At 68.9% G+C, this 26,795-nt stretch carries 22 protein-coding genes; 18 read left to right on the forward strand and 4 right to left on the reverse strand.

What is annotated here, in order from left to right:
• The first annotated feature begins 357 nt into the window (after positions 1–357).
• The 13 genes from APZ21_RS36100 (at position 358) to APZ21_RS30760 (ending at position 17,469) form a co-directional block, all read left to right on the forward strand.
• Entirely contained in the window at positions 358–693 is a 336-nt protein-coding gene (locus tag APZ21_RS36100; RefSeq protein ID WP_040714271.1) for a 4Fe-4S dicluster domain-containing protein, read from the forward strand.
• Complete coding sequence (locus APZ21_RS30705) at positions 690–2,576, forward strand: hypothetical protein (RefSeq protein ID WP_040714272.1); 1,887 nt, start codon at positions 690–692, stop codon at positions 2,574–2,576. The genes APZ21_RS36100 and APZ21_RS30705 overlap by 4 nt, the downstream gene beginning before the upstream one ends.
• Positions 2,577–2,594: 18 nt before the next feature.
• Positions 2,595–3,806 carry a 3-deoxy-7-phosphoheptulonate synthase gene (locus APZ21_RS30710; protein ID WP_051030352.1) on the forward strand — a complete coding sequence of 404 codons (1,212 nt, stop codon included), beginning with the start codon at positions 2,595–2,597 and terminating at the stop codon, positions 3,804–3,806.
• Positions 3,807–3,851: 45 nt separating this feature from the next.
• Positions 3,852–5,201, forward strand: a complete 1,350-nt coding sequence (locus APZ21_RS30715; RefSeq protein ID WP_040714273.1) for a salicylate synthase — start codon at positions 3,852–3,854, stop codon at positions 5,199–5,201.
• Between the two features lie 44 nt (positions 5,202–5,245).
• Entirely contained in the window at positions 5,246–6,847 is a 1,602-nt protein-coding gene (locus APZ21_RS30720) for a (2,3-dihydroxybenzoyl)adenylate synthase (protein ID WP_040714274.1), read from the forward strand.
• A gap of 76 nt (positions 6,848–6,923) precedes the next feature.
• Entirely contained in the window at positions 6,924–7,166 is a 243-nt protein-coding gene (locus APZ21_RS30725; protein ID WP_051030353.1) for a phosphopantetheine-binding protein, read from the forward strand.
• Positions 7,163–8,479 carry an NAD(P)/FAD-dependent oxidoreductase gene (locus tag APZ21_RS30730; protein ID WP_051030354.1) on the forward strand — a complete coding sequence of 439 codons (1,317 nt, stop codon included), beginning with the start codon at positions 7,163–7,165 and terminating at the stop codon, positions 8,477–8,479. The genes APZ21_RS30725 and APZ21_RS30730 overlap by 4 nt, the downstream gene beginning before the upstream one ends.
• A 19-nt stretch (positions 8,480–8,498) precedes the next feature.
• On the forward strand, positions 8,499–9,893 hold the full coding sequence (locus APZ21_RS30735; protein ID WP_082393586.1) for a cation:proton antiporter domain-containing protein: 1,395 nt from the start codon (positions 8,499–8,501) through the stop codon (positions 9,891–9,893).
• An 11-nt stretch (positions 9,894–9,904) separates the two neighbouring features.
• Positions 9,905–12,109, forward strand: coding sequence for a penicillin acylase family protein (locus APZ21_RS30740; RefSeq protein WP_204249188.1), 2,205 nt, complete (start codon positions 9,905–9,907; stop codon positions 12,107–12,109).
• Positions 12,106–13,407 (forward strand): adenylosuccinate lyase, encoded by a 1,302-nt coding sequence (gene purB / locus APZ21_RS30745; protein ID WP_239476923.1) that lies wholly within the window; start codon positions 12,106–12,108, stop codon positions 13,405–13,407. The genes APZ21_RS30740 and purB overlap by 4 nt, the downstream gene beginning before the upstream one ends.
• Positions 13,404–14,018, forward strand: coding sequence for a GNAT family N-acetyltransferase (locus APZ21_RS30750; protein WP_040714277.1), 615 nt, complete (start codon positions 13,404–13,406; stop codon positions 14,016–14,018). The genes purB and APZ21_RS30750 overlap by 4 nt, the downstream gene beginning before the upstream one ends.
• On the forward strand, positions 14,015–15,991 hold the full coding sequence (locus tag APZ21_RS30755; protein WP_239476925.1) for an FAD/NAD(P)-binding protein: 1,977 nt from the start codon (positions 14,015–14,017) through the stop codon (positions 15,989–15,991). The genes APZ21_RS30750 and APZ21_RS30755 overlap by 4 nt, the downstream gene beginning before the upstream one ends.
• 35 nt (positions 15,992–16,026) lie before the next feature.
• Positions 16,027–17,469 carry a class-II fumarase/aspartase family protein gene (locus APZ21_RS30760; RefSeq protein ID WP_051030375.1) on the forward strand — a complete coding sequence of 481 codons (1,443 nt, stop codon included), beginning with the start codon at positions 16,027–16,029 and terminating at the stop codon, positions 17,467–17,469.
• Between the two features lie 27 nt (positions 17,470–17,496).
• Here the strand turns inward: APZ21_RS30760 and APZ21_RS30765 are convergent, their stop codons facing one another.
• Positions 17,497–18,093: a TetR/AcrR family transcriptional regulator gene (locus APZ21_RS30765; RefSeq protein WP_040714280.1), complete on the reverse strand. Its 597-nt coding sequence runs from the start codon at positions 18,091–18,093 to the stop codon at positions 17,497–17,499.
• A gap of 102 nt (positions 18,094–18,195) precedes the next feature.
• On the opposite strand from APZ21_RS30765, the gene APZ21_RS30770 reads away from it, so the two are divergent.
• Positions 18,196–18,501, forward strand: a complete 306-nt coding sequence (locus APZ21_RS30770) for a hypothetical protein (RefSeq protein WP_051030356.1) — start codon at positions 18,196–18,198, stop codon at positions 18,499–18,501.
• A gap of 59 nt (positions 18,502–18,560) precedes the next feature.
• Here the strand turns inward: APZ21_RS30770 and APZ21_RS30775 are convergent, their stop codons facing one another.
• Positions 18,561–19,136 (reverse strand): TetR/AcrR family transcriptional regulator, encoded by a 576-nt coding sequence (locus APZ21_RS30775; RefSeq protein WP_040714281.1) that lies wholly within the window; start codon positions 19,134–19,136, stop codon positions 18,561–18,563.
• A gap of 307 nt (positions 19,137–19,443) precedes the next feature.
• Here APZ21_RS30775 and APZ21_RS30780 point away from each other — a divergent pair, with 307 nt between their 5' ends.
• The 3 genes from APZ21_RS30780 to APZ21_RS30790 all read left to right on the forward strand — a co-directional run bounded on the left by APZ21_RS30780 (position 19,444) and on the right by APZ21_RS30790 (position 21,175).
• Positions 19,444–19,947 carry a DUF2269 domain-containing protein gene (locus APZ21_RS30780; protein WP_239476926.1) on the forward strand — a complete coding sequence of 168 codons (504 nt, stop codon included), beginning with the start codon at positions 19,444–19,446 and terminating at the stop codon, positions 19,945–19,947.
• Positions 19,948–19,986: 39 nt separating this feature from the next.
• Positions 19,987–20,424: a DUF2218 domain-containing protein gene (locus tag APZ21_RS30785; RefSeq protein WP_082393587.1), complete on the forward strand. Its 438-nt coding sequence runs from the start codon at positions 19,987–19,989 to the stop codon at positions 20,422–20,424.
• Between the two features lie 436 nt (positions 20,425–20,860).
• Positions 20,861–21,175, forward strand: a complete 315-nt coding sequence (locus APZ21_RS30790) for an SHOCT domain-containing protein (RefSeq protein ID WP_051030357.1) — start codon at positions 20,861–20,863, stop codon at positions 21,173–21,175.
• 216 nt (positions 21,176–21,391) lie between these two features.
• Here APZ21_RS30790 and APZ21_RS30795 read toward each other — a convergent pair whose 3' ends face one another.
• Positions 21,392–23,545, reverse strand: coding sequence for a copper-translocating P-type ATPase (locus APZ21_RS30795; RefSeq protein ID WP_082393588.1), 2,154 nt, complete (start codon positions 23,543–23,545; stop codon positions 21,392–21,394).
• A gap of 164 nt (positions 23,546–23,709) precedes the next feature.
• Between APZ21_RS30795 and APZ21_RS30800 the strand changes: the two genes are divergently transcribed.
• Positions 23,710–25,209: a multicopper oxidase family protein gene (locus APZ21_RS30800; protein WP_051030358.1), complete on the forward strand. Its 1,500-nt coding sequence runs from the start codon at positions 23,710–23,712 to the stop codon at positions 25,207–25,209.
• A 149-nt stretch (positions 25,210–25,358) separates the two neighbouring features.
• Here the strand turns inward: APZ21_RS30800 and APZ21_RS30805 are convergent, their stop codons facing one another.
• Positions 25,359–26,777 carry an MFS transporter gene (locus APZ21_RS30805; protein ID WP_040714285.1) on the reverse strand — a complete coding sequence of 473 codons (1,419 nt, stop codon included), beginning with the start codon at positions 26,775–26,777 and terminating at the stop codon, positions 25,359–25,361.
• Positions 26,778–26,795 lie beyond the last annotated feature (18 nt).

Here is a 26,795-nt window from a genome sequence, read left to right on the forward strand (position 1 = left end):
CGATCGCATTCCTTTCCCGAAGCGCACGGTTTCCCGCGAATGGTAGGCCGCTACCTTCCGATATCACCACCACCCGACCCGAACACCTGCACGGCCACGGTTCCGTTCAACTGTGAAATTCTCCGGTCGAACTGTTCAACTGCGACATTCTTCACTCGGACGGTACCGATCCCGCATCGACGTATTGTTCGGGAATGCTCGCCGGCGATTGCTTGACGGTGGCCCTCCGGTTGTCAGATTCTGTGATCACGGAGCTGTCGCCGCCGACGGCTTACGTCATATTCTCCGACGCATCGTCGATGACCGCTGAATGCGCCGCCCGAAATAGTTGAGAATCGCGCGCCAGGGAGACCGGAATTGTCCAATCCGCCGAAAGATTTTCCCGAATCCACTGCTCTTCGATCGGAACGAATCGAATCGAGGTCGAGGAATTCCGCGTGGAAGAAACCGCCACGGCGGATCGAGTCCGCGGAATGCATCACCTGCGACAGTTGCGTGCGTAGCTGTCCCGCCGAGTTCGGCGCGATATTCGACAGTGGTCTGCGGGTCGTGATCGTGCCCGAACTCTGCTCGGGCTGCCCGAAATGCGTCGCTGTCTGCCCGGTCGACTGCATCTACCTCGACGAGGACTACGAACAGACCGGCCAGGACATGTGGGACTTCGTCGCCGCGAGCAGCGGGACCGCGCGATGAGCGAGGACACCCACGACGGGCTGTCGCGACGCGAGGCGATGGCGCTGGCCCGCCGCAGTCGCCGCCCAAGCCGTCTGCAACGCCAAGCGGGCGTCACGCCGGTCCCCGACCGTGTCCTGGACCGTTCGGCGGGGTTCCCGACCTTGCTGGCGTCGGTGTGGAAGTCCGCCGCCGCGGCGGCCGATGTCGACGCCGCGGTATCGACGTTGTTGACTCTGGACCGTCGGGTTCCCGCCGACATCGGGCTGCGGGCGCTGCCGGCCGCGGAGCGGGCGGCGTTGCAGGTGACACGCGGACTGGGCTGGGACATCGCCGATCGACAGCGATCGGCACAGGCATCGGGGTTTCTCGGTGCGCTCGGGCTGACGACGACGGGTCGGGTCGTGGTCGGGGTTCCCGACGGCCCCGGCGTCGCCGAGCGCGACGACCTCGTCGACGGCGTGTTCCATCTGCGGTGGGCCGCCGCCGATGTCGAGGCATACCGAGACCTCGCCGAGCGCGCCGCGATCGAGGACCGCGAGTCGGTGAGTGAATGTCGAGCCTGGTTGGCGGCCGCAGGCTCGCACGGCCGCGAGCAACTGCTCGACGAACTCATCGACGCCGCCCGCCGCACCGCGCCGTTCGTGCTGTACCGAGAAGATCAGCTTTACACCAATTTCCGTGAACGCAACAACCTCGCGGGCAAGACGCTGTTCGCCGGCCACCCCGACTGCGTGCTCAGCGCTCTTCGCGCGACCCCGCTTCCGGACTGGTCCGACGCCGAGGCGATGGTGGTGGTCTGCCTGAGCCTGCTGATCGGATCCGGTGGCTACGCACGGATCGAGGAAGTCAACGGAACCCAGATCGACGCGGGCAACCTCGCGGAGCTGCTCGACCGGACCCGCCGCAGCTACAACGCGGTGCCCGGCGCCACCCCGATCCCGGCGGTGACGGCCCCGCGGATCGCAGCATTGCACACCTTGGCACAGCAATTGCGCACCCGCCGTGGCGAACTGACCGGATCGGTGCAGCTCTACCGCGAGATCTACGGGCCCTTGATGCACAAGATCGAACGCGTGGCCGCCGCGCCCACCACACGCACCCGAGACCTCGAAGCGGCGCTGTGCTCACGCCTGCGCGAATGTCTGCCTCTCGAGGGCGAGACGTTCATCGAACTCGGTCACAGCCTCGCCGCCGCCCCGCAGTGGCTGATCCAGCCGCACGGTGATTTCGGCACCGGACTGGAATCGTTGATCTACGAAACCGTCGCCGCGGCCCGCGAGGGTTTCGCGGTCGACTTCGCCATGAGCCGCGGACTGCGCGGACTGAGCGCTCTGATCGAGGCCATGCGGGTCCAGGACTGGCCCACGATCGTCGGGTGGGAGCTGCCGGAGTACTTCTGCTGTGTCGTGCCCGACCCCCGCGCGCGCCGCTTCTTCGGCGACGACTCCGCGGCGTTGGCCGACATCGCCTGGTCGATGTCGGCGCGCATGCAGTACAACTCCTGGCACTTCCTGGCCGGCAACCTACCCAAGACCGACGAAGTGCTCGCGCGCGACTACTTCGTCGCGCCGGGCGTCCCCGACATCGCCTACTACTCCGACCAACACCACCACGGCCACGTCGCCGCGCGGGTGCGTTTCAGCATCCGCAGCCCCCAACCGGTCACGATCGACGGGCACCGTTTCGGCGGATTCGTCGACCTGCGACTGCTGCGCTGTGAAAGCGACCCCTTCACCGAACCCGAACTGCTGGCAGCGCACCGCACCTCGGGATTCATCGCCGCCGCCACCGGCCACGCCGCGAGTCTGTCGGCGCGCCGGCAGATTCGGGTCGCCGCCTTCGATCCGGCCTGGCACTGGGCCACGATCGCCACCCCCGCCGTCGCCTCCTTCCCCCGCTAGTCCGAGCAAAGGAACCTCATGCTGCGCCGACTCTCCGATCACGTCGAGGTCAGCACCGCCACGGGCCCGGCGGCCGCACGTCTGGCCGGGCTGGCGAATCTGCCCGCCGAACACCAGCCGCCCTGGGACCCTCGCAGCGATATCGGTGCGGTGCGAACCGATCTCGCGCAACTGCCGCCCCTGGTTCGGCCCGCCGGGATCGACGCGCTGTGCGGGGAGCTGGCTCGCGCCCAAGCCGGGCACGCGCATGTGCTGCACATCGGGGAATGCGCCGAGACCTTCGACATGGCCGGTACCGGACATATCGCACGACGCTGGGAACTGTATCGCAGTCTGGCCGATCGCCTCGCCGAACGAACCGGCCGCGAGGTGGTACTCGTGACGAGAATGGCGGGACAATACGCCAAACCGCGCAGTCAGGCAGTCGAAGCGGCCGACGACGGCACCCAGATGCTGACCTACCGCGGCGACGCCGTCAACGACCGCGACCCCGACGCGATAGCGCGACGACCCGATCCCCATCGCCTGCTGTCGGCCTATCGCCACTCCCTGGACACCCTCGCCGACCTCGAGGCACTCACCGCCGAGGGTGACCGGACGGCGTTCGTCTCCCACGAGGCGCTGCTACGCGACTACGAAGCGCCGTTGACCCAGTGCGGGGCCACGGCCTACGCCGGTACCGGGCATCTGGTGTGGATCGGGGATCGGACACGGCGACTGTGGAATTGGCACATCCAGTGGGCCGCCTCGATCACGAACCCGGTCGCGGTGAAGATCGGTCCCACCGCCACCGGATACGACGTATTCGATCTGGCCCGCGCGCTGGACCCCCGCCACCAGCCGGGGCGGCTGAGCCTGATCACCCGGTTGGGCGCCGACACGATCGCGGCACGGCTCGATCCGCTGCTGCGTATCGTCACCGAGTCCCGCGCCCCGGTGTTGTGGCAGTGCGATCCCATGCACGCCAACACCCGCGTCATCGGGGGCCGTAAAACCCGTCTGCTGCCGGATCTGCGCGCCGAGATCACCGGATTCGCGCACACGCTGCGCGCCGCGGGCGCCCACCCCGCGGGCCTGCACCTCGAGGTCAGCCCCGACGACGTCGCCGAATGCCACGAGACCCCGGAATCGAGCAGTGCGTCCAGTCCCGCGCCGCCGTGCGACCCCCGGCTCAATCCCGCCCAGGCCGCACAGATCATCGACCACTTCGCCGAGGCCGTCACCGCCTGACACCCGGCGACAAGGACTCCCCGTCTGCGACAAGGACTCTCCGATATGACGAGCACACCCGCGCGCCCCTACCTCGAACGACACTTCACCCTGGCAGTCGATCCGCTCACCGCCGTGACGAGTCTGGCCGCCGCCGGCTTGCATCGCGAGCACATCGTCTACGAACGGCCCCACCAGTGGTGCTACGCAGGCGGCGCCCGCGCCGAGATACACCTGGACCGATCCGGCGCCCACCTGACCAGCGGCACCACCCGGGTGCATTTGGAGTGGGACGGGCGGCCCCTCGACGCGGTCCGTGCTCTGCTGGCCCGGATAGAGGTGGCGGGGTGGCGCGCTTACGGGTGGGCGGCGTTCGAGCTCGCCTACGCCAAGGACGGCGACCTCTCGTCGATCCAGGACCAGCGCCTGCTGCACCTGGTCGTGCCGCACACCGAGGTCCGCATCGATGAGCGCGGTGTGCTGGTGCGCAGCGCCGACGAAGCGGGCGTGGAGGCGGTGGCCGCGTGCTTGAGCGCCGCGAGCGAACCGGTCGCCGCCCCCACCCGCCCGCTCGATGTCCGTGCCGACGGAGCCCACTACCGTCGGGCCGTCGCCGAGGCCGTGGCCGCGATCGGCGCCGAGGAATTGCAGAAGGTGATCCTCTCGCGCACCTTCGAGGTGGACGGCGACATCGACTTCGTCGCGACCTATCACCGCGGACGCCGCGGCAACACTCCGGCCCGCTCGTTTCTGCTGTGCCTGGGAGGAATCGAGGCGGCGGGATTCAGCCCGGAGGTCGTCGTGGCGGTGGACGCGAAGGGCAGAGTCATCAGCCAACCCCTGGCCGGTACTCGCGCCTTGACCGAGGATCCCGCCCGCAACCGGCGTCTGCGCGCTGAGTTGTTGTCCAATCCGAAGGAGATCTACGAACACGCCATCTCGGTGAAGATCGCCCACGACGAACTGCGCGACGTCTGCGACCACGACACGTTGACCGTCGAGGAATTCATGGCCGTGCGCGAACGCGGCACCGTCCAACACCTGGCCTCCCGGGTAGCCGGGCATCTGGCTCCCGGACGCCACGCCTGGGACGCCTTCGCCGCGGTATTCCCCGCGGTCACCGCCTCCGGTGTCCCCAAGCCCGCCGCCTACGCCGGTATCCGCGCCCACGAGTCGCATCCGCGGGGACTCTACAGCGGTGCGATCCTCACCGTCGACGACGACGGCGGCATGGACGCGGCCCTGGTCCTGCGCGCGGTCTATCGACGCGGCGGTCGGACCTGGCTCCAGGCCGGCGCCGGCATCGTGGGCGAGTCCCGGCCCGAGCGCGAGTTCGAGGAAACCTGCGAAAAGCTCGACAGCGTCGCCCGTTTCCTGGTCCCCGCCGCCGCCCCGGTCCCCGCCACCGCCGGCTGAGCGCCGACCACACCCGCCCACCGATCGAACGGAGCAAACCTCTCATGCTCGACGGCTGCACCCCGTGGCCCGCCGACGTCGCGACCCGCTACCGCGACCACGGCCACTGGAGCGGTGAGACCTTGGCCGATCTTCCCGGCGACTGGGCGCGACGCCATCGTGAGCGCACCGCGCTGGTCCACGGCGATCACCGAATCTCCTACACCGAAATGGATCTGCTCGTTCGCCGCCGCGCGGCGGGCCTGCGAGCACACGGGCTCGTCGCGGGGGATCGGGTGGTGCTCCAGCTACCGAACATCCCCGAATTCGTGATCACCTTCTTCGCCCTGATCAGCATCGACGTCAAACCGGTCTTCGCGCTGGCGGCGCATCGGGCCACCGAGATCCGCCATCTGCTCGCGATGACCGACGCGGTCGCCTACATCGTGGCCGACCACAGCCACGGATTCGACTACACCCACCTGGCTGCCACGATGGCCGCCGAACACCCCGGCCTGCGCCTGTTCGTCCACGGCGAGGACATCCCCGACGGCGCTGTCGAACTGGCACGCCTCGAGGCCGAACCGGCGGCGAGCCCGGCGCTCGACCCCGGCGATGTCGCGTTCTTCCTGCTGTCGGGAGGCACCACCGCCCTGCCGAAACTGATCCCCCGCACCCACCACGACTACGCCTACCAGACCCGGGCCGCGGCCGCGGTGACCGGGCTGAGCAGAACCGATGTCTATCTCACGGCACTGCCGGTGGCGTTCAACTTCACCTGGGGCTGCCCGGGAGTCCTGGGCACGCTCCGAGTCGGCGGCACGGTGGTGTTCGCGCAGGATCCGGTCCCCGCCGACTGCTTCGAACTCATCGAAGCCGAACACGTCACCGTCACCGCCCTGGTCCCGGCCGTGGCCAAGATGTGGCTGGACACCGTCACCGACGACACCTCGGACCTGAGCAGTCTGCGCACGATCCAGATCGGCGGAGCGCCGCTGCACCACGACCTCGCCGCCGCCGTCGGCCCCGCGTTCGGAGCGCGACTCCAACAAGTATTCGGCATGGCCGAGGGCCTGATCACCATGACCCGCGACACCGACCCCGACGACATCGTCGTGGGTACCCAAGGGCGCGCGCTCTCCCCCGACGACGAGATCCGCATCGTCGACGACAACGGAGCCGACCTCGACCCGGGAATGACCGGGGAACTGTGGACCCGAGGCCCCTACACTCTGCGCGGCTACTACCGCGCCGCCGAGCACAACGCCACCGCGTTCACCGCCGACGGCTTCTACCGCACCGGAGACCTCGCACGCCTCACCTTCACCCGAGAGCTGATCGTGCAGGGCCGCCGCAAGGACGTGATCATACGCGGCGGCAACAAGGTCTCGGCCGCCGAGATCGAGGGCTATCTTCTCGACCATCCCCTCGTCGACCAGGTCGCGGTGATACCGATCCCCGACCCCTATGTGGGAGAACGCATCTGCGCCTACATCCGAGCCACCGACACCGCACCCACGCTGTCACAGCTGCGGAAAGCGTTGCAGGAGCGCGGTATCGCCGACTACAAACTGCCTGATCGCCTCGAGGTGGTCACCGAACTGCCTCTGACCGGTCTGGGCAAGGTCGACAAGAAGGCATTGATCGCCGCGGCCGCATCCTCTTGAAATCCCGCCCTCTTCGAGCAGATCCGAGAAAACCATGTCGCTACGTCCACCCGGCCGACCACCCACCCTCGACGAAGTGCGCGCCACCCTCGCCGCCGTCCTGCAACGCGAACCCGAGCAGATTCCCGAGAACGCCGATCTGCTCGATCTCGGTCTGGATTCGCTGGGGATGCTGCGGGTGATCAATCTGTGGCGCCGTGCCGGGATCCGCATGGCGCTCGAGGATTTCACCGCCGAACCCACCCTGGCCGCGTGGGCCCGCCATACCCGCACATCCACCGACGGTCCCGCACACGAACTCGAAACGAGGACACCATGACACCGCACGAGATCCTGCGCAGCGAATACGATGCCATCGTCATCGGCGGCGGCCCCGCCGGGGCCGCTTACGCGATCACCATGTCGCAGGGCGGGCGCTCGGTTCTGCTGCTGGAGAAGGACCGTTTCCCGCGCTTCCACATCGGTGAATCGCTGCTGCCCTACACCGCCGACATGCTGGAGCTGCTCGGTGTGCTGGATCGGATGTCCGGCCACGGATTCCCGGTCAAGCGCGGCTTGGATCTGATCCTGCCCGAGGGCAACCGCTTGGTCGATCTCGAGGTCACCGGCGCCGACGGCTACCGGACCTGGACCTATCAGGTCGAGCGCGCCCGATTCGATCAGATCCTGCTCGACGCCGCCGCCGAATCGCCCGGCGTCACCGTCCTGCAAGAGACCCCGGTCAAGGAACTGCTGTTCACCGGCGAACGCATCAGCGGCGTCCGATTCGAACACGACGGCGTCACCGAGACCGCCACCGCGCGCTTCGTCGTCGACGCCAGCGGCCGCGCGGGGGTCATCCCCCGACAGTTGGGCCTGCGCTCCACCGACAACACCCTCAAGATGGCCGCGGTGTTCAAGCACTTCGAAGGGCTCGACGAACGCTACAACCCGACCCGTGAGGGCGACACCCAGATCGGTGTGCACGCCGAGGGCTGGATGTGGGCGATCCCGATCCGAGACGACATCATCAGCGTCGGGGCGATGACACCTGTGTCACTCCTTCGCGCCTCCACCGCCGAGGAGATCTTCGACCGCAGTCTGGCGCGTCTGCCCCGCATCGGCGAACGTCTCACGGGAACCAGTGTGTGGCACGACATTCGCGGCGAACGCAATTTCGAATACCACTCCGATACCGTGTCGGGACCGGGGTTCTTCGTCGTGGGCGACTCGGGCTGCTTCACCGACCCGGTGTTCTCCGCCGGTGTCTATCTCGCGCTGGCCACCGGCCGCGCAGCCGCCAAACAGACCCGCCGGATACTCGAGAACGAGGCCGGTGAAGCCGAGGCCCAGCGCCGCTACGCGAACTTCTTCAAGACCGGGTACGAGACCTACTACCGGCTCATCCGCGCCGTGTACGACACCCGCGTCGGCACCATGGGCACCTACATCCGGACCTTGTTGACCGCCGAAGGACTCGAGGAGAAGGACCGGGTCCTGACCCTGAACGGTGACTTCTGGACCGACTCGAACCGGCTGGTGAAACGACTGCGCGAACACTCCGAGTATTCGCTGTTCGCGCCGTTCGAACTCGAACTCGGGTGCCCGGTCTACGGAGTGGACGGCCCCCCGCTGCGCCTGCCCGTCGCGTGAACACGAACCGAGGTCACCGATGAGACGAGTGGTCCTGGCCTATCTTCTGGTAGTGGCACTGCCCGTCGCCGCGGCCGCGGCAGCGCTGCTGCTGGTGCCGATCGGCCATGCCGTGCTGGGCGCCGGCACGGCCACAGGGAGCAGGCCGGCTTCGCTGTTGCCGCATCTGCTGCTCGCGGTCGTCGTCGTCGTCGGAGCGGCCGCGCTCGGTGGCGCGGTCGCCGAAAAACTCGGACAGCCCAGAGTTTTCGGTGAACTGATCACCGGCCTGTTGATGGGGCCGACCGCGCTCGGGGCGCTGGCTCCGCAGGCGCAGGGGTGGCTGTTCCCGTCGATGGTATTGACCCACCTGGACTCCATGGCCCAACTCGGTGTCGCCTTGTTCATGTTCCTGGTCGGGCTCGAGGTCTCGCTCAACGATCTGCGTCGCGCGGGTGCGACCAGCATGGCCATCGGGCATTCGGCCATCGCACTACCGTTCTTCGGCGGGGTGGTCCTGTCCTGGTGGTTGTACACGCGCTATCGGCCCGATCAACCGGGCACGACCGCGTTCGCGCTGTTCATCGGATTGTGCTTCGCGGTCACCGCATTCCCGGTGCTGGCAAGAATCCTCGACGAGCAGAACCTGATGAGGACGCGGCTGGGCAGTATCGGCATGGGCGCGGCGGGGATATGCGATCTCACCGCGTGGTCGCTGCTGGCGGTCGTGGTCACCATCGCACACCAGAGTTCGGTGCTGCCGGCGGTGCGGTCGGTGGTGTTGGCGGTCGTGTTCACCGTGGCCATGCTCACCCTCGTGCGCGCCCTGTTGGCGCGGCTGCTGGCACGCATCGAGCGATCCGAGCAACCCCCGGTCGCGATATACGCGGGATTGGTGTGTTTCGTGCTGGCCGCCGCGCTGGCCACCGAAGCGATCGGTGTGCACGCCATCTTCGGCGCCTTCCTCGCCGGAATCGTGATGCCGCGCGATTCGGCGTTGGTGACCGGTCTGGCCACCAAGCTGCACGGTGTCACGATGTGGGTGCTGCTGCCGCTGTTCTTCGTCGTGGTCGGTGTCCGCACCGATCTGGGGCTTGCCGTGGGCACCTCCACGATCCTGGCCACGGCGGTGATCATCACCGTCGCCGTGGCCACCAAGGTGATCGGCGCCGCCGGTGCGGCCCTGGTGGTCGGTGAACAGCGTCGTGACGCGCTCGCGCTGGGAATCATGATGAACTGCCGGGGCTTGACCGAGCTCATCGTGCTCAACCTCGGCCGGCAACTGGGCATCCTCAATTCCACCCTGTTCGCGATATTCGTCGTCATGGCTGTGGTCACCACGGGTCTGACCGGTCCGCTGCTGCGCGCGGTGACCCGCAGCCACAGCGCCCCGAAACCACTCTCCCCGTCCGCCACAGCCGATCTCTCGCAGTGAACGGAGCGCTCGTGTCGACAACGGTTCACCCTGTGCACGGACTCGACGAGCCCGTGGAGATCCTCATCGACACCTGGGGGATCGCCCACATCTACGCGGCATCGACCGAGGACGTGTTCTTCGCCCAGGGCTACAACGCCGCCCGCGAACGCCTGTTCCAGCTCGACCTGTGGCGCCGCCGCGGTCTGGGACTGATGGCCGAAGCGTTCGGTCCCACCTACATCGACCACGACCGCGCGGCCCGCCTGCTGGCCTACCGCGGTGACCTCGACACCGAATGGGACGCCTACGGCGACACCACCCGCACCGCGGTCACCCGGTTCGTGGCCGGGATCAACGCCTACATCGACCGACTCGACACCCATCCCGAGGACCTGCCCCCGGAATTCGCGCTCACCGGCCATCGGCCCGCGCGGTGGGCACCCGAGGACGTGGTACGCCCACGCGCCCACGCCCCGGTGTTCAACCTGATGTCCCAGGTCCACCGCGCCAGGGTCGCCGCGGTCGCCGACCTGGACGCCGACACCCTGCGCCAAGGGCTGGCCCGCGAGCACCGCGCCGGTATGCCCGAGGGCATCGACCCGGATCTACCCGCGCAGGTACTCGCCCCGTATCTGCTGGCCACCGGCCGAACGTCGGTGCCGGTACCGAAAGACGTGGTGGAGGGCAGCAACTGCTGGGCAGTGGCCGCGGACAGGACCGCCACCGGCCGACCTGTCCTGGCCGGGGATCCCCATCGCGGCTACGCCACCCCCTCCCTGCGCTACATCGTGCACCTGTGCGCGCCGGGCCTGGACGTCATCGGCGCGGGTGAACCCCACACCCCCGGTATCGCGTTGGGCCACAACGGCACCGCCGCCTTCGGGTTCACGGTGTGCCCGATCGACACCGAGGATCTCGTGGTGTGCGATCTGGGCACCGAACACCTGGACACGGTCACCGAAACCATCCCCGTGCGCGGCGGCGACCCGGCGCAGGTCGAATTGCAGTTCACCAGGCACGGTCCGGTTCTGCACGTCGACCACCACCACGGCAACGCCTATGTGTTGCGCTCCACCTGGTTCCAGCCCGGCACCGCCCCCTACCTGGGCAGTCTGGAGTCCATGACGGCCACGACGTGGCCGCGGTTCGACGCCGCGCTCCAACACTGGCGGGCACCGGGAGAGAACCACGTCTACGCCGACATCCACGGCACGATCGCCTCCCGCAGCGCGGGACTGGTACCCCGCCGCGTCGGCTACGACGGCTTGCTGCCCGTGCCCGCCGATCCCCGCTACCGCTGGAACGGGTTCCTCGCCCCCGACGAGTTCGCCACCACGCTCGACCCACCCACCGGATTCATCGCCAGCGCCAACGAATTCAACGTCCCCGACGGCTACCCGCTACCGAGCTACGAATGGCCCGGCCCCGACCGCCACACCCGCATCGTCGAAGTCCTCGCCCAGCAGCGATCCCACACACTCACCGACAGCGCCACACTCCAGAACGATCTGCTGTCGGTCAGCGCCCGCAGCATCATTGAACTCCTGCGCGCGACACCGCCACCCGACAACGACACCCCCGCCGCCGCCGCCCGGGAACTGCTCGAGCCATGGGATGCGGTCGAAACCGCGGACTCCGCCGCCGCGGCCTTGTTCGAACTCTGGTCGACTCACCATCTGGGACCGGCGGTCCTGCGGGCGGCGACCTCACCGCAGGCCGCCGCGCTCATCGCCTACCCCGACCCGGGCGCTGTCCATCACTGGCTGCGCCACCCACCCACCACCGGCCACCGCGACCGACTGCTGCACACCACCCTCGCAACCGCGTTCGACGACCTCACCACCCGGCTGGGCCCGGACCCGCGCACCTGGAGTTGGGGGGCGCTGCACCGCAACACCCAACCCCACCTCCTCGGCCACCTCGAGCACGCCTTCGACGTCGGCTCGATACCGATCGGCGGCTCGAACACGACGGTCGCCTCCGGCGCTTACTGGCCGCAGGACTTCTCCCCGTTCCTGGGCGCCTCCTTCCGCATGATCATCGACGTCGGCGGATGGGACAACAGCCTGTGTGTCAACACACCCGGCCAATCCGGGGATCCCCGCAGCCCCCACTACCGCGACCTGCTCGACACCTGGGCGCGAGGCGGATACGTCCCCCTGCTCTACACCCGGCCCGCGGTCGAACGCCACACCACCCACCGCATCCGACTCGAGGCGAAGGCCCCCCAGTGACGATCACCCGCTTCTGCACACCCGAGATGGCACAGTTGTGGTCCGAGCAGAACCGCTACGACACCTGGACCCGGGTCGAGGTCCTGGTCACCGAAGCACAGTCGCGCCTGGGCACAGTGCCCGCCGCGGCACTGCACCACATCCGCTCGGCGCCACCGCCGAGCGCGGCGCGGGTCGCGCGATTGGAAGCAGAACGCGACCACGAGGTCCTGGCATTCCTGGCCGCCTACTGCGAAACGATCCCCGACGACGCCGCACGCTGGGTCCACCTCGGAATGACCAGCTACGACCTGGTCGACACCGCGCTGGGCGCGACACTGGCGACCGCGAGCGATCTGCTCCTGGACAGCGCGCGAGCACTGCTGCGCGTGCTGGTCGAGGGCGCGTTGCGGTACTGGGACACCGTCTGTATCGGGCGAACTCACGGCATCCACGCCGAACCGACGACCTTCGGACACAAACTCGCCGGATTCGGGTTCGCGATCGACCGCGGCATCGCCCGCCTTTCGACCGCGCGTCAGGCCGTGGCGGTCGGCACCATCTCCGGCGCGGTGGGCACCTACTCGCTCATCGACCCGTTCATCGAGCAGTACGTGTGCCGGGAACTGGGCCTGGGTGTCGAACCGGTCCCCACCCAGGTCGTTGCCCGCGACCGGCACGCCGAGCTGGTCTGCGCCGTCGCCACACTCGCGGCCTGCGTGGAAGCCATCGCCCTGGAACTGCGGCTGCTGCAACGCAGCGAGGTCGGCGAGGTGGCGGAACGACGCAAATCCGCCTACCAGGGCTCGAGCGCCATGCCACACAAACGCAACCCCACCGCCAGCGAACGGCTGTGCGGGCTGGCACGAGTGCTGCGCGGACACATCGGGCCCTTCCTGGAGAACGTCGCGCTCTGGCACGAACGCGACCTCGCCCACGCCGCTGTCGAACGCCTCGCGCTGCCCCAGGTCCTCGGTGTGGCCCACTACCAACTCACCCTGGCCACCGACGTCGTCGCGACCCTCGAGGTCTCACCCGATCGGATGCGCGCCAACATCGACCACACCGCCGGAACCGTGTACAGCTCCCTGGTCCTCGCGCGACTGCTCGCCGACGGCGTCGAACGCGAGCACGCCTACCGCCTGCTGCAAACCGCCGCCGCCACCACCGACGACGCCGGCAACGCACGCTTCGAAGAAGTCCTGGCCGACCAAGGGATCGAGGTCGACGGCCTGGACCCGCACCGATTCCTCACCCGCCACGACGTGGTCCTGCAACGACTGAAAACACTCGCCGACACAGGAGAAAACATCTCATGAGCACCGCCGACGCGAAAGACTGGTTCGCCCCGATCACCCTGACCGGCAGCCGTGTCCGGCTCGAACCGTTGACCAGCGCCCACACCGAAGCGCTGCTGGCCATCGCCGACGACGAGGTCTTCGAACACATGACCAGTCCACGACCCCGCACGATCGAGCAGGCCGCGCGCATGGTCGAGACCATGACCGCCCCCGACGTCCCCGGCGGGCGAGTGTGCCTGGCCCAGATCGACATCCGCGACAGCGCGGCCCCTCGGTTGGCCGGCACCACCTCCTACTACGAGATCAACCCCGCCACCGGATCGCTCGCCATCGGCTACACCTGGCTGGGCCGCGACTGGTGGCGCACCGGCATCAACGTCGAAGCGAAACTGCTGCTCATGCAGCACGCCTTCGACGAACTCGGCGCCGTGCGGGTGGTATGGCACACCGATATCCGCAACACCCGCGCCCAACAGGCCATCGCCGATCTCGGCGCCGAACGCGAAGGCGTACTGCGCAAACACAAGCGCCGCGCCGACCGCAGCTGGCGCGACACCGTCCAGTACGCCGTCATCAACGACGACTGGCCCACCGTGCGCGACACCCTCACCAAGCGACTGCACCGGTGACAGGAGCCGCACTGGTCACCGCGTCCAACGATGTCTCGGCGCGTGGGCGCCGTCCACGGTTGGCCATCATCGGGATGGGCCCGCGCGGGCTGACCGTCTTCGAACGCTTGTGCGCCAACCTGCGCCGCACCCCGGACGGCACCACGGTGGAGGTCGTGCTCGTCGACGCGGTCCGGATCGGCACCGGCGGTGTCTGGCGTGTCGATCAGCCCCGGCACTTGCTGATGAACACCGTCGCCTCCCAGATCAGTGTGTTCACCGACGAATCGGTGGACATGTGCGGCCCCGTCCAGCTCGGCCCGAGTCTCTACGACTGGGCCCGCTACATCCGCGACGGCGGCGAATCCGAACTCCCGCCGCGCCCGGTGCGAACCGAAGCCGCGCGCTTGACCCCCGATTCCTACCCGACCCGCGCGTTCTTCGGCCACTATCTGCTGTGGTCCTATCAGCACCTGCGACGGCTCTCACGCGGTTTTCTCGAGGTCACCGAAATCCAGCAGACCGTGGTGGACATCGTCGACGAGGACGGTGCCCAGCAGATCCGACTACGCGACGGGCGCCGCATCGGCGGCCTCGACGCGGTGCTCCTGTCCCAAGGGCATCTGCCCGCGACGCAGGACGAGCCGCCCCCGGAGCCCGAGTCCGGCGAGCACGGCCCCCGAACCCGACGCCTGGGTCCGGGCAACCCGGCCGATCTGCCCCTGGGCGAGGTCGCCGCCGGTGAAGCGGTGATCGTGCGCGGACTCGGGCTGTGCTTCTTCGATCACCTCGCGTTGCTGACCGAGGGCCGCGGCGGCAGGTTCGTCGAGGACGACGCCGGACTGCGATACACGCCCTCGGGACGGGAACCGCTCATCCTCGCCGGTTCCCGACGAGGTGTGCCCTACCAGGCGCGCGGAGAGAACCAGAAGGGTGTCAGCGCTCGGCACACACCGCTGCTGTTGACCCCTGCCCGGATCCTCGAGTTCCGCGAGCGCGCCCTGCGGCGCGGCGATCTGGAATTCCGGCGCGACATCTGGCCCCTGATCGCGACCGAGGTCGAGACCGTCTACTACACCCGCCTGCTGCACGAGCGCCTCGATGCCACGGCCCTGCACAGCTTCCGCGCCGAGTTCCTGCGCGCGCCGTGGAACAGCCCCGACACCATCGATCTGCTGAACCGGACCGCTGTCCCCGCCGAGTGGCGCTGGCACTGGGAACGGGTCATCGATCCGGCTCGCGGGCGGCGCTTCGCCGATCCGAACGCGTTCCAGCAGTGGCTGTTGCACCACTTGGACGACGACGTCCGAATGGCCCGACAGGGCAACCTCGACGGCCCGGTCAAAGCGGCCCTGGACGTGCTGCGCGACCTGCGCAACGAAGTCCGCCTCGTGGTCGACCACGCCGGGATCACCGGGTCCTCCTACCGCGAAGACCTCGACCGCTGGTACACCCCGATGAACGCCTTCCTGTCCATCGGGCCGCCCGCACACCGCATCGCCGAAATGGCGGCGCTGATCCGCGCCGGAATCCTCGTCCTGATCGGCCCCGGCCTCCGCGTCCGACGCGAGGACGACCGGTTCGTCGCCGACTCACCGACCGTCGGCGGCTCACGGGTCTCGGCGCGATGTCTGATCGAGGCCCGCCTGCCCGAACCCGATATCCGGCGCACCGACGATCCGCTCATGCGAAGCCTGTTGGGGCGCGGGGAATCCCGCTGCTACACCGTGCCCGACCCCACCGGCCGCGACTACCGCACCGGTGGTCTCGAGGTCACCACCGGCCACCGGGTGGTCGATCACTCGGGCCGCGCCCATCCACGGCGCTTCGCCCTCGGCGTGCCGACCGAGAAGGTCCGATGGGTCACCGCCGCCGGGCCACGCCCCGGAGTGAACTCGGTGACCTTCGCCGACGCCGACCACGTGGCCCGCTCGATGCTCGCCTCGGCCTCGGTTCCGCTGGAACCCGCCGCCTGCCTCGGATGCCCTACCTGACCGCTTTCACTCCCACCGACGATCGGGACACCTTCATGCGCGACACAGGACTGTTCACCCCGGTGCGAGCCGGGCAGATCATCACCTCTCACCTCGACGACGACGCCTGGGTCACCGCCATGCTCGACGCCGAAATCGCCCTCGCCCGCGCACAATCGCGAGTGGGCATGATCCCCGAAACCGCCGCCGCGGCCATCACCACGGTCGCCAGGCAACACCGTTTCGACGTCGCCGCGCTCGCGGTGGCCTCGCGTGGCGCGGCCAACCCGGTCGTCGCCCTCGTCGAGGAGCTCACCGCCGCGGTCGCCGCGACCGATCCCGAGCTCGCCAACTACGTCCACCGCGGGTCGACCAGCCAGGACATCCTCGACACCGCCACCATGCTGATCACCACCCGCGCCTGCCGCGCCGTTCTCACCGACCTCGACCACATAGCCGCCGCCTTGGCCTCGACGGCTCGCCGACACCGCGACACCCCCATGGCGGGCCGGACCCTGGGCATGCACGCCGTACCGACCACCTTCGGCGCCAAGACCGCCGCCTGGCTCAGCGCCGTCCTCGACGCCCGCGACCGCATCGCGCCACTGGCACACGGGGCACTGCCGGTCCAACTCGGCGGCGCGGCAGGCACGCTGGCCGCCTACCTGCAAAGCGCACGGTCCTCCATCCACGCAGGGGCCGACATCGACACGCGGCAACTGTGTGGCGCGTTGACCACCGAATTCGCCGCCGAGCTCTCCTTGACCGCGCCGGCCGTCCCCTGGCACACCAACCGCACCCCGATCGTGGACATCGTCGCCGCGCTGGTCGCCACCTGCGGCGCTCTGGGAAAGATCGCGATCGACGTCATGGACCTGTCCCGCACCGAGATCGCGGAGCTGAGCGAACCCGTCGCCGCCGGGCGCGGTGAGTCCTCGGCCATGCCCCAGAAACGCAATCCCACCCTCAGCACCCTCATCCGCTCCGCGGCGCTGCAAATACCGGCGCCCGCTTCGACACTGCACCTGTGCCTGCTCGCCGAACACGAACGCCCCGCGGGTGCCTGGCACTCGGAATGGCAGCCGCTGCGCGACTGCCTGCTGCTGGTCGGCGGCGCCGCCGCGACCGCGGTCGAACTCACCGGCGGCCTGATCGTCGACCCCGACCGCATGCGCGCCAACCTGGCCCTGACCAACGGCCAGATCGTCAGCGAGCGAACCACCGCCGTGCTGACACCACTGCTGGGCAAGAAACTCGCCAAGACCAGGTTGCAGGCCGCCGCGTTCGACGCCGCCGCCACCGCACGACCGCTGACCGCGATCCTGGCCGCCGACCCCGAGATCCGTCGACATCTGAGCATCGAGGACATCGAGTGTCTGCTCCGACCGCAGGACTATCTGGGCGCCGCCCCCACGATCGTGGACCTGGTACTCCAACGCCACGACCGCACCCTCGCCGCGCCCGGAATCGACCACGCCGCCACATCCACCACGCCCTGACCGCAGTCACGAACACCCGCCGGAGGCTCAGCTGCGGGGGTGCAACCCGTCCACGACGACCCGCACCAACCGATCGATAGCGGCGTCGCCGTCCAATGCATCCGCCGCGCTCAACGCATGCAGACAATAGGTCGCCAACTCACCGGCACCGACGTCCTCGCGCACCAGCCCGGCGTTCGCCGCATCCGCCACCAGGTCCCGGATCAACGCGTGCAACTGCTGCTGAGCCGCGTGCACCTGCGCATCGGCGCGATGCAGCAGGATCGCCAGCTCCGCGCCGTGCGGCTGATGTCGCTCGTGGCGGGCACGCTCACGGTGATGGCGACAGTAGGCCACGAACACCGCACACAGCCGATCCACGCCATCACCGGCCCGGTCACGGGTCGCGATCAGATGATCGAGGTAGTCGGTGATGTGGCGATGATGCCAAGCGGCCAGGACCATCTCCACATCGGCGAAGTACTTGTACAGCGTCGCACGCCCGATCCCGGCCCGCTCCGCGATCTCCGACATCGTCACCGACGCCGGACCGCGCTCGTTCACCAGCGTCCACGCGGCATCGAGGATCGCCTCGCGAACCCCACGCCTATGGGCCTCGACCGTCTCGTTCCACACCCTGGGCATACCCCCAGTATACGAACCGACCATGTGACAACGATATGTATTGACAGAGACAACTTGTATAGAAAAAGATGGCCGGGTACACCCCGACCACCAGGAGGCGACATGACCGACAAGCCCACACGACAAGCACCACCCACCCGCCGCGGCGCCATCCCCCGCTGGGTGGTGATCAGCGCCGTCGCGGTCGCGGTCCTCGTGATCGCCGTCGTGGTCATGATGCTCGCCGGCGGCGGACAACACGGTCCCGGTAGGCACACCCAGAACGGGGGCAGCCACACCAGCCACGTACCCCCCTCCGGAGGGCATCAGCCAGGCGCCGCGCCGCAGACCTCCGCGGCGGTCCCCGCGCCCTCGACCGATACCGCGACGACCGGCGCGCCGCCGACGCACTCGGGCGCGCACAACTGATCGGCAAGCCGTCACCGGCGTGTGTCGAACACGAGTACGCGGCGCCCGCGCCCCGCGCGCTACTCGGCGCCGGGGACTCGCAGGCCCGCGACGGTGACCGCGACCAGTCGGCGCACAGCGGCTTTGGAGCGCAACATGTTCGAGGCCGACAGCGCCGACACGCAGTACTGTGCCAGTTCCTCGGCCGGCACGTCCGCGCGGACGTGGCCCGCCGTCGCTGCTTCGGCGAGCAGATCCCGCAGCAGTGCCTGCACATGCCGTTGGGCGTGGACGGCGTGCGCGCCCTGGTGCAGCGCGGCCGCCACTTCGCCGCCGTGGTGGGTGTGGTCGATCATGGCGTAGGCGTCGAGCACCTTCTCCAAGCGTTGTCGGACACTCCCCGCACGCGACGCGATCGCGACCAACTGCTCGAGATGGTTACCGATGCGACGTTCGTGCCAGGCGGTGAGGATCGACTCGACATCCGGGAAGTACTTGTACAGCGTGGCCCGGCCGATACCGGTGGTCTCGGCGATCTGGGTCATGGTCACCGCGGCCAGACCGTGCTCGGCCACGAGCTCGGCCGTCGAATCCATCAGCGCGTCACGCACGGCCCGGCGATGCGCGCTGACGGTCTCGTTCCACAGTTTGGGCACCGTCGGATTATATCGAGTCCTCGTGGCGGATCTCGGCCGCAACGGCGACGAACCGACCGGGCGGTGACCACCGTTTCGCATCCCGACACACCGAACCGGACACAACGGGTTGTCGCGAAACACGCGCGCCCACCTGTGCGCGAGCAGCGCAGCCAAGGGGGCCGGACACGGGTGCCCACCCCCCACATTTTGCGATACACTCCGTATCAGTACCGACGCTTTGTATTTTTCAATCCTATGAACGAGAAAGCGATCCCCGATGTCCCTCGCACCGCGCTCGCGGCGTTTCGCCGTGTTGGTTCACATCGTGTCCTCGGTCGGATGGATGGGCGCGATCGCGCTCTACATCGCCCTGGCCGTCTCCGTGGTCGCCGACAACGATCCGATGGTGGTGCGGGGGGCGTTGACCTCGATGCGGATCGGTATCTGGTATGTCATCGTGCCGCTGGCCGCGCTGTCGCTGCTCACCGGTCTGGTCGTCAGCCTGGGAACCAGTTGGGGACTGGTGCGCCACTACTGGGTGATCTTCAAGCTGGTGCTCAACCTCGTCGCGGTCACGGTGCTGGTCCTCTACACCAACAGTATCGACTACTTCGCCGACCTGGCCTCCTCGATCTCCGCGTCCGAACCCGTGGGCGCACTGCGCAACCCGACCCATCTGGTGCACTCGATCGGCGGGTTGGTGATCCTGACCGCCGCGGCGGTGCTGTCGGTGTACAAACCCAAGGGCATGACCGGCTACGGTCAGCGCCGCGCACAACGCGTCTCGCAACGCGAACCCGCCGCCGATCCCGTCATCGCGGCGCGATGACGGGATCGGTCCCCCCGAATCGGTGAGGACGTCTCCGCAATGCCAGTGATCCGAGCGCGCATCGCCACCGACCGTCCGTCGCGCTATCTGACCCAGTTCTGCAAACACGCCGCCGCGATGGGCGAGCGCCGCGCGCGCGGCGCCCGGCCGCTGCGACGCCGCGACGAGCATCACGACGCCCCGCCCGAGCGCGCGCGCCCGCTCGGGGCCGAAGGGATACGTGTCGAATCGGTCTGGGCGCAGACCTCGGGGTCGGTCACCTTCGGTGAGCTGGGGCGCTGTGTCCTCGACACCGAAGATCAGGCTCTGATGGTACGCATCGAAGCCGCGGACGCGGCCGTGCTGTCGAGGATCCGCGAGATCGTCACCCGCGATTTCGATCGCTTCGGTCGTGGTCAACTCACCGTCGAATGGCTCCCCGCCGACGACACAGGCGCCGACACTACAGGCGCCGACACTCCCCTCCCCGACCCGTGAGCATTCCCTGAGAGACCCTCGCGACACCGTCCGGTGGCGGCTGGGTCGGCCGTGCTCGCCACCACGGTTCGACTTCGTGATCATCGTGCGCGGCGGTGCCCGATCTACCGCTCTACCAGCGCCACCGCGGCAACTGGGCAAGGACACCGCTGCGCGTGGAGAACACCTTCGCGATCGTGTCGCGTCGATACCGCGATCGGTAGAACCCTTCGGCGGACGAGGAAAGGTCCTCGGTCACCGCTGCGCACGACACTGTCCCATGACGAAACCCGGCGAGCCGGAGCACAGTCGAGACAGGTCGCACTGCCCGTGCGTCGGCACCGGTCTCGACACAACGATGCCGCCGTGCCCTGGCGAACGATCACCGTGACCGCACTCGGCAGAGATGGCGACGCCGATACCGGACGGGCCGGACGTGGAAAGGTAGGACTGCTCGATGATGTACTGGAGTGATACCGACATGAGTGGTTGGGGATATGCGCTCATGTCGGTCAATATGATCGTGTTCTGGGCGTTGCTCGTCGTCGGCGGCGTCGCGTTGTTCCGGTATGCGGGGCGAGCCCGCCCGGTGGACGACTACTCCGCCGGGCGTCCGACATCCGAGCAACTGCTCGCCGAACGGTTCGCCCGAGGCGAAATCGACCACCAGGAATACCGCGACCGCGTACGCACCCTGCGCGACCCGACCGGATCGACCAGTACTGTCCTCGGCAAGGACAGGCCCTCGGCCCCACCGGACCGGACACCGTGATCTCGTGCAGACCCATCGACCGCCACACGCATGCAACAGTCCGGACGCGCACGGGCGAGCGTCGTCGGAGCCATGAGTCTCCGCACGGCCCGACACAGCCGGTCATCACGATGCTCGGCACCGAGACGACCCCGAGTTCGACGAACACGCCGAGCGGAGCGCGGCGACCGGACACCGTGGTGGCTGCGCCGACACGCCCGGTCGACCGGAGGAATCTCAGCGCGAGACGACATTCAGGGCGGGTGCGATCGTGTCGGGGTGCAGGTCGAGTCGTCGTAGGAGTTGGGCGTTGAGGGCGACGACGACGGTGGAGGCCGACATCAGGAGTGCGCCTATTTCCATCGGGAGGGTGATGTTCCAGTGGGCGAGGATTCCGGCGGCCAGGGGGACGGCGATGATGTTGTATCCGGCTGCCCAGGTCAGGTTCTGGATCATCTTGCGGTAGGTGGCTTTCGACAGGGCGATGATCGACAGGACCGAGCGGGGGTCGTCGCTGGCGAGCACGACACCGGCGGAGGCGATCGCGACGTCGGTGCCCGCGCCGATCGCGATACCGACATCGGCGCGGGCCAGCGCGGGGGCGTCGTTGACGCCGTCACCCACCATCGCAACGGTGCGCCCGGCCTGTTGCAGGGCGTGGACCTTGCTGCCCTTGTCCTGGGGCAGGACACCGGCGAAGACTTCGTCGATGTTCAGGCTCGCGGCGACGGTGCGGGCGACGGGTTCGGCGTCGCCGGTGATCATCGCGACGTGTATCCCTCGCTCGTGCAGGGCCTGGACGGCTCGGGCGGATTCGAGGCGGATCTCGTCGGCCAGGGCAAGCGCGCCCAGGATCTGACCGTCGCGCACGACGTGCAGGACGGTGGAGCCCTGTTCGGCCCAGTGGTGGGTCTCGGGCAGGGCGGTGAGCTGGTGTTCGGCGAGCATGCCGGGGCCGCCGACAGAGACGGTGGCGCCGCCGACGACGGCGGTGACACCGATGCCGTTACGCGCGAGGAAATCCGACGCGGTCGGCACCGTCAGGTGACGGTCGGTGGCGGCGGCCACGATGGCGCGTCCGAGGGGGTGTTCGCTGTCGGCCTCCACAGCCGCGGCGAGCGCGACGACCTCGCCTGCGGTGCTGTGCGCGACCGCGGCGGCGTCGGTGAGTGCGGGTTCGCCGCGGGTGAGGGTGCCGGTCTTGTCGAACAGGACCGCGTCGACGGTGCGCATGGCTTCCAGGGCGCGGCGGTCGGTGATCAGTACCCCGGCTCGGGCGGCGCGTTCGGTGGCGATGGCGATCACCAGGGGGATGGCCAGCCCGAGGGCGTGGGGGCAGGCGATGACGAGCACGGTGATGGTGCGGCTGATCGCGGATTCGGGTTCGCCGAGCAGCAGCCACACCGTCGCGGTGATCGCGGCGCAGGCCGTGGCGAACCAGAACAGCAACGCGGCGGCGCGGTCGGCCAGCACCTGGGCGCGTGAGCTGGAGTTCTGGGCTTCGGCGACCAACCGCCGGATTCCGGCCAGGGCGGTGTCCTCGCCGACCGCGGTGACCCGCACCCGCAGAGCGGAATCGGTGGTGATGGTTCCGGCCACGACCCTGTCACCGGGTGCGCGCCGCACCGGTTTGGACTCTCCGGTGATCATGGACTCGTCGAGGTCGGCGGTGCCGGACTCCACGGTGCCGTCGGCCGGAACGCGCCCGCCCGGCCGCGCCACGACCAGATCCCCGGCCTGTAACTCGCTCACGGCCACGGTCGTGACCGCCCCGCCCTCGCCGAGGAGTTCGGCTTCATCGGGCAGCAGAGCGGCCAGCGATTCCAGGGCGCTGGAAGCCTGGCCGAGCGAACGCATCTCGATCCAGTGCCCGAGCAGCATGATCACGATCAGCAACGCCAGTTCCCACCAGAAGTCCAGGTCGTGGGCCAGGAGGTCGAGGGTGGCGCCCCACGAGGCGACGAAGGCGACCGTGATCGCGAGCGCGATCAGCAGCATCATGCCCGGTCGCCGGGCACGGATCTCGCGCAGCGCTCCGGTCAGGAACGGGCGCCCACCCCAGAAGAACATGATCGTGCCGCCGAGAGGCGAAACCCAGGACAGGGTGTCGGGGACGCTGTAGCCGAGCAGGTCGGCGAACATCATCGAGGTCCCCACCACCGGCACCGCCAGCACCAGCATCACCCAGAACAGCCGCCGGAACATCCCCACGTCGTGACCGGCATGGCCGCCACCGTGGTCCCGGTGTCCGTGTTGTCTCTCGCGCGTGTCGTGGCTCGCGTGCCCAGCGTGTTCACCGTGCGCGGCGTGGATGTCCGGGGCGGTCTGCGTACCGGTGCCGGGCTGGGTGTGGTGGTCGTGGCCGCCTGCGGAGTTCTGATCGCTGGACATACCCGGACAATATACCCCATGGGGGTATATGTAAAGGTCCGGGTCGCGTGCCCGCTCAATCCGGCGCCGGATCGAATCGGGTGTATGGATACGGGGTGGGGGTAGTTAGGCTTGCGCGCGTGACGGGACACAATGACGGCTGGTCGCGGCGCGGCGTGCTGAGAATGGGCCTCGCTGCGGCGGCCGCGGCCGTGGCGGGCTGCTCGGGCGGTCCGGACCCCACGACCGCGGTGGCGGTGGATTCCGAGGCCGTGCGGGTGGCCGAGGCGCGACGCCGCGCCGCGACGGCCGTGGTGCGGCGGTTCGGGTTGCGCGCCGAGGCGTCGGTGGTGGACCTGGGCGGGGTGCAGGTGCCGACCTGGACCTACGGTGGTCGCCTGCCCGGCGCCGAGATCCGGCTCGCGCGCGGTGAGGTCGCCGCGGTGCGCCTGGACAACGCGCTCGCCCAGCCCACCACGGTGCACTGGCACGGGTTGGCGCTGCGCGCGGACATGGACGGTGTCCCCGGCCTGACCCAGGCGCCGATCCCGGCCGGGTCCGGCTACGACTACGAGTTCACCGTCCCCGACGGGGGAACCTACTGGCTGCACCCGCACACCGGCGTGCAACTCGATCGCGGACTCTACGCCCCGCTGATCGTGGAGGACCCCGACGACGGCGACGACTACGACCTCGAAGCCGTGGTCGTCCTGGACGACTGGCTCGACGGGATCGACGGACGCGACCCCGACACCGAACTGGCGCGGCTACGCGCGGCCGGAATGCACGACATGGACGCCCACCCCGACACGGCAGGCGGGCACGGTGGCCACGGCGGTCACGGTGCCGCACAGACCACGCCGCTGGGCGAGCACGGCGGCGACGTCGAGCACCCCCTGTATCTGATCAACGGTCGCGTCCCCGCCGATCCGGTCACCTTCACCGCCCGCCCCGGTCAGCGGATACGGTTGCGGATCATCAACGCCGCCGCCGACACCGCCTTCCGCTTCGCGCTCGGCCGACACCGGATGCGCGTCGTCCAGTCCGACGGCTACCCCGTCTTCGCGGTCACGACCGACTCGTTGCTGATCGGCATGGGCGAACGCTACGACGTCATCATCGATCTCGACGAGGGCGTGTTCCCCCTGATCGCCGCCGCGGAAGGCAAAACCGGTCGAGCGCTGGCACTGATCCGCACCGGCCCCGGCCAGGCACCGGACCCGCAGGTGCGCGTGCGGGAGCTGGCCACCGCGCCGCTGACCGCGACCCGCCTACGCGCCGAGGACCGCGCGCGCCTGCCCGCGCGTGCGCCCGAGCGAGTACTCGACGTGCGACTGGGAGCCGACGTCAGCCGGTACGTGTGGACCATCAACGACCACGCGCCCCTCGACGGCGCGGTCCACCAGAACACCCACACCGTGTTCGAAGTGACCCAAGGCCAACGGGTTCGGTTGCGCTTCGCCAACGCCACCACCATGTTCCATCCGATGCATCTGCACGGACACACCTTCGCCCTGGCCGACGGCACCGGCAACGGGGCACGCAAGGACACCGTGATCGTAGGCCCCTCCGCCACCGTCGACGTCGACTTCGACGCAGCCAATCCGGGGCAGTGGATGCTGCACTGCCACAACGCCTATCACGGCGAAGCCGGGATGATGAGCGTGCTGTCCTACCGGCATTGACCCACCGCTGCCTGGCCGGGTGCGTCCACACCTCTGACCCACACCGGTGGCGCGCTCCTGGAGCGACAGCGCGCACAGCCGATCATCGCCGTAGCGCGGAGGCGGAGGGACGGCGTGCGAACATCGGGCCCCGCGCAGTCGCGGTGCGCTCAAACCGCATCGGCCGCACCGCGAACCGCCAGCACCATGATCGGTATCGCAGCCAGAGCCGCGACAACGGCCGCCACGACGAAACCGCGGGTGTATCCGGTGGTGGTGGTGCCGACGAGGCTGGCGGCGGCGACGCTGGAGGTGACCGCCGCGCCGAGGGAGGCACCGAATTCGTGGAAGGTGCTCACGATGCCCGAGGCGATCCCGGCCTCGTGTGGAGCAACCTGTCCGAGGGCGGTGGCCGAGGCGACCACGAACAACGCGCCCGTCCCGGCTCCGGCCACGGCCACTCCGACCACGACCGGTACCGATCCCAGCCAGATCGCCGGGATCGTCAAACCCACCGCGGCCACCAGCAGACCCGCGACCGCAAGTCGGCTGGCCTCGATCGAGGCCAGCGCGCGGCCGGTGAGGTCGGCACCGGCCATCGTGGCCAGTGCCACCGGTAGGAACAGCAGCCCGGTGTGGGCGGCGTTGTAGCCGTGGTGGTTCTGGAAATAGAAGGTGCCCAGGAAGAACACCGTGATCATCAGCACCGTCGCCATCAGGATAAGGAACGTGCCCGTGGCCACGGGGCGGCGCACCAGCAGCCGGATATCCATCAACGGCGATGCGTTGTGGCGCTGCCATGCCACGAACCCCAGGTATCCGAGCGCGGCCACACCCACCAGCACAGCGGTGAGCGCATCGACCCAGCCACGATCACCGGCCCCGACCAGCGCGTAGATCAGGGTCGCCGAGGAAGCGGTGACCAGCACCGCCCCGAGAACATCCAGCCGAGGACGAGGGTGCGGGCGTGCGGAGGCGGGCAACAGCACCGCCAGCGCCACCGCGACCACCACACCGATGGGGACGTTGACGTAGAACACCCACGGCCAGCCCGGCCCGGCGGTCAGCAAACCGCCCGCCAGGACCCCGATCGCCGCGCCGCCGCCACCCAGCGCCGACCACACCCCCAGCGCCCTGTTGCGCTCGACGCCCTCGAACAGGGTCACCACCAGCGACAGCGCCGCCGGTGACAACAGCGCCGCCCCCACACCCTGACCGATCCGCCCACCCAACAGCGTCAGCGCCGAATCCCCCAACCCCGCCGACAACGAGGCCACGGTGAACACCGACAGACCGGCCAGCACCACCGGTTTGGACCCGAACAGATCGGTGACCCGCCCGCCCAGCAGCATCAATCCGCCGAAGGTCAGCGTGTACGCCGACACCGTCCAGGTGAGCGCCTCACGACCCAGCCCCAGATCCTGCCCTATGTGCGGTAACGCCAACGCCACCACGGTCACGTCGAGGATCAGCATCAACTGCCCCAATCCCAGCAACGCCAGGATTCGCCACCGCAGCGGGTGCCCACCTCCCGGCTCCGGCCCGGCCGCACCCTCCGACCGCACGGGCTCGACTTCGCGGTCCGTCATCACTACCTCCAACCGGAT

The sequence above is a fragment of the Nocardia arizonensis genome (assembly GCF_001310275.1).
Lineage (GTDB): Bacteria > Actinomycetota > Actinomycetes > Mycobacteriales > Mycobacteriaceae > Nocardia > Nocardia arizonensis.

What these genes read in the sequence shown, in the direction of transcription:
- APZ21_RS30705 (WP_040714272.1), top strand. Translation starts at nt 690, where the DNA reads ATGAGCGAGGACACCCACGACGGGCTGTCGCGACGCGAGGCGATGGCG.
- APZ21_RS30710 (WP_051030352.1), top strand. Translation starts at nt 2,595, where the DNA reads ATGCTGCGCCGACTCTCCGATCACGTCGAGGTCAGCACCGCCACGGGC.
- APZ21_RS30715 (WP_040714273.1), top strand. Translation starts at nt 3,852, where the DNA reads ATGACGAGCACACCCGCGCGCCCCTACCTCGAACGACACTTCACCCTG.
- APZ21_RS30720 (WP_040714274.1), top strand. Translation starts at nt 5,246, where the DNA reads ATGCTCGACGGCTGCACCCCGTGGCCCGCCGACGTCGCGACCCGCTAC.
- APZ21_RS30730 (WP_051030354.1), top strand. Translation starts at nt 7,163, where the DNA reads ATGACACCGCACGAGATCCTGCGCAGCGAATACGATGCCATCGTCATC.
- APZ21_RS30735 (WP_082393586.1), top strand. Translation starts at nt 8,499, where the DNA reads ATGAGACGAGTGGTCCTGGCCTATCTTCTGGTAGTGGCACTGCCCGTC.
- APZ21_RS30750 (WP_040714277.1), top strand. Translation starts at nt 13,404, where the DNA reads ATGAGCACCGCCGACGCGAAAGACTGGTTCGCCCCGATCACCCTGACC.
- APZ21_RS30760 (WP_051030375.1), top strand. Translation starts at nt 16,027, where the DNA reads ATGCGCGACACAGGACTGTTCACCCCGGTGCGAGCCGGGCAGATCATC.
- APZ21_RS30765 (WP_040714280.1), bottom strand. Translation starts at nt 18,093, where the DNA reads ATGCCCAGGGTGTGGAACGAGACGGTCGAGGCCCATAGGCGTGGGGTT.
- APZ21_RS30770 (WP_051030356.1), top strand. Translation starts at nt 18,196, where the DNA reads ATGACCGACAAGCCCACACGACAAGCACCACCCACCCGCCGCGGCGCC.
- APZ21_RS30785 (WP_082393587.1), top strand. Translation starts at nt 19,987, where the DNA reads ATGCCAGTGATCCGAGCGCGCATCGCCACCGACCGTCCGTCGCGCTAT.
- APZ21_RS30790 (WP_051030357.1), top strand. Translation starts at nt 20,861, where the DNA reads ATGATGTACTGGAGTGATACCGACATGAGTGGTTGGGGATATGCGCTC.
- APZ21_RS30795 (WP_082393588.1), bottom strand. Translation starts at nt 23,545, where the DNA reads ATGTCCAGCGATCAGAACTCCGCAGGCGGCCACGACCACCACACCCAG.
- APZ21_RS30800 (WP_051030358.1), top strand. Translation starts at nt 23,710, where the DNA reads ATGGGCCTCGCTGCGGCGGCCGCGGCCGTGGCGGGCTGCTCGGGCGGT.
- APZ21_RS30805 (WP_040714285.1), bottom strand. Translation starts at nt 26,777, where the DNA reads ATGACGGACCGCGAAGTCGAGCCCGTGCGGTCGGAGGGTGCGGCCGGG.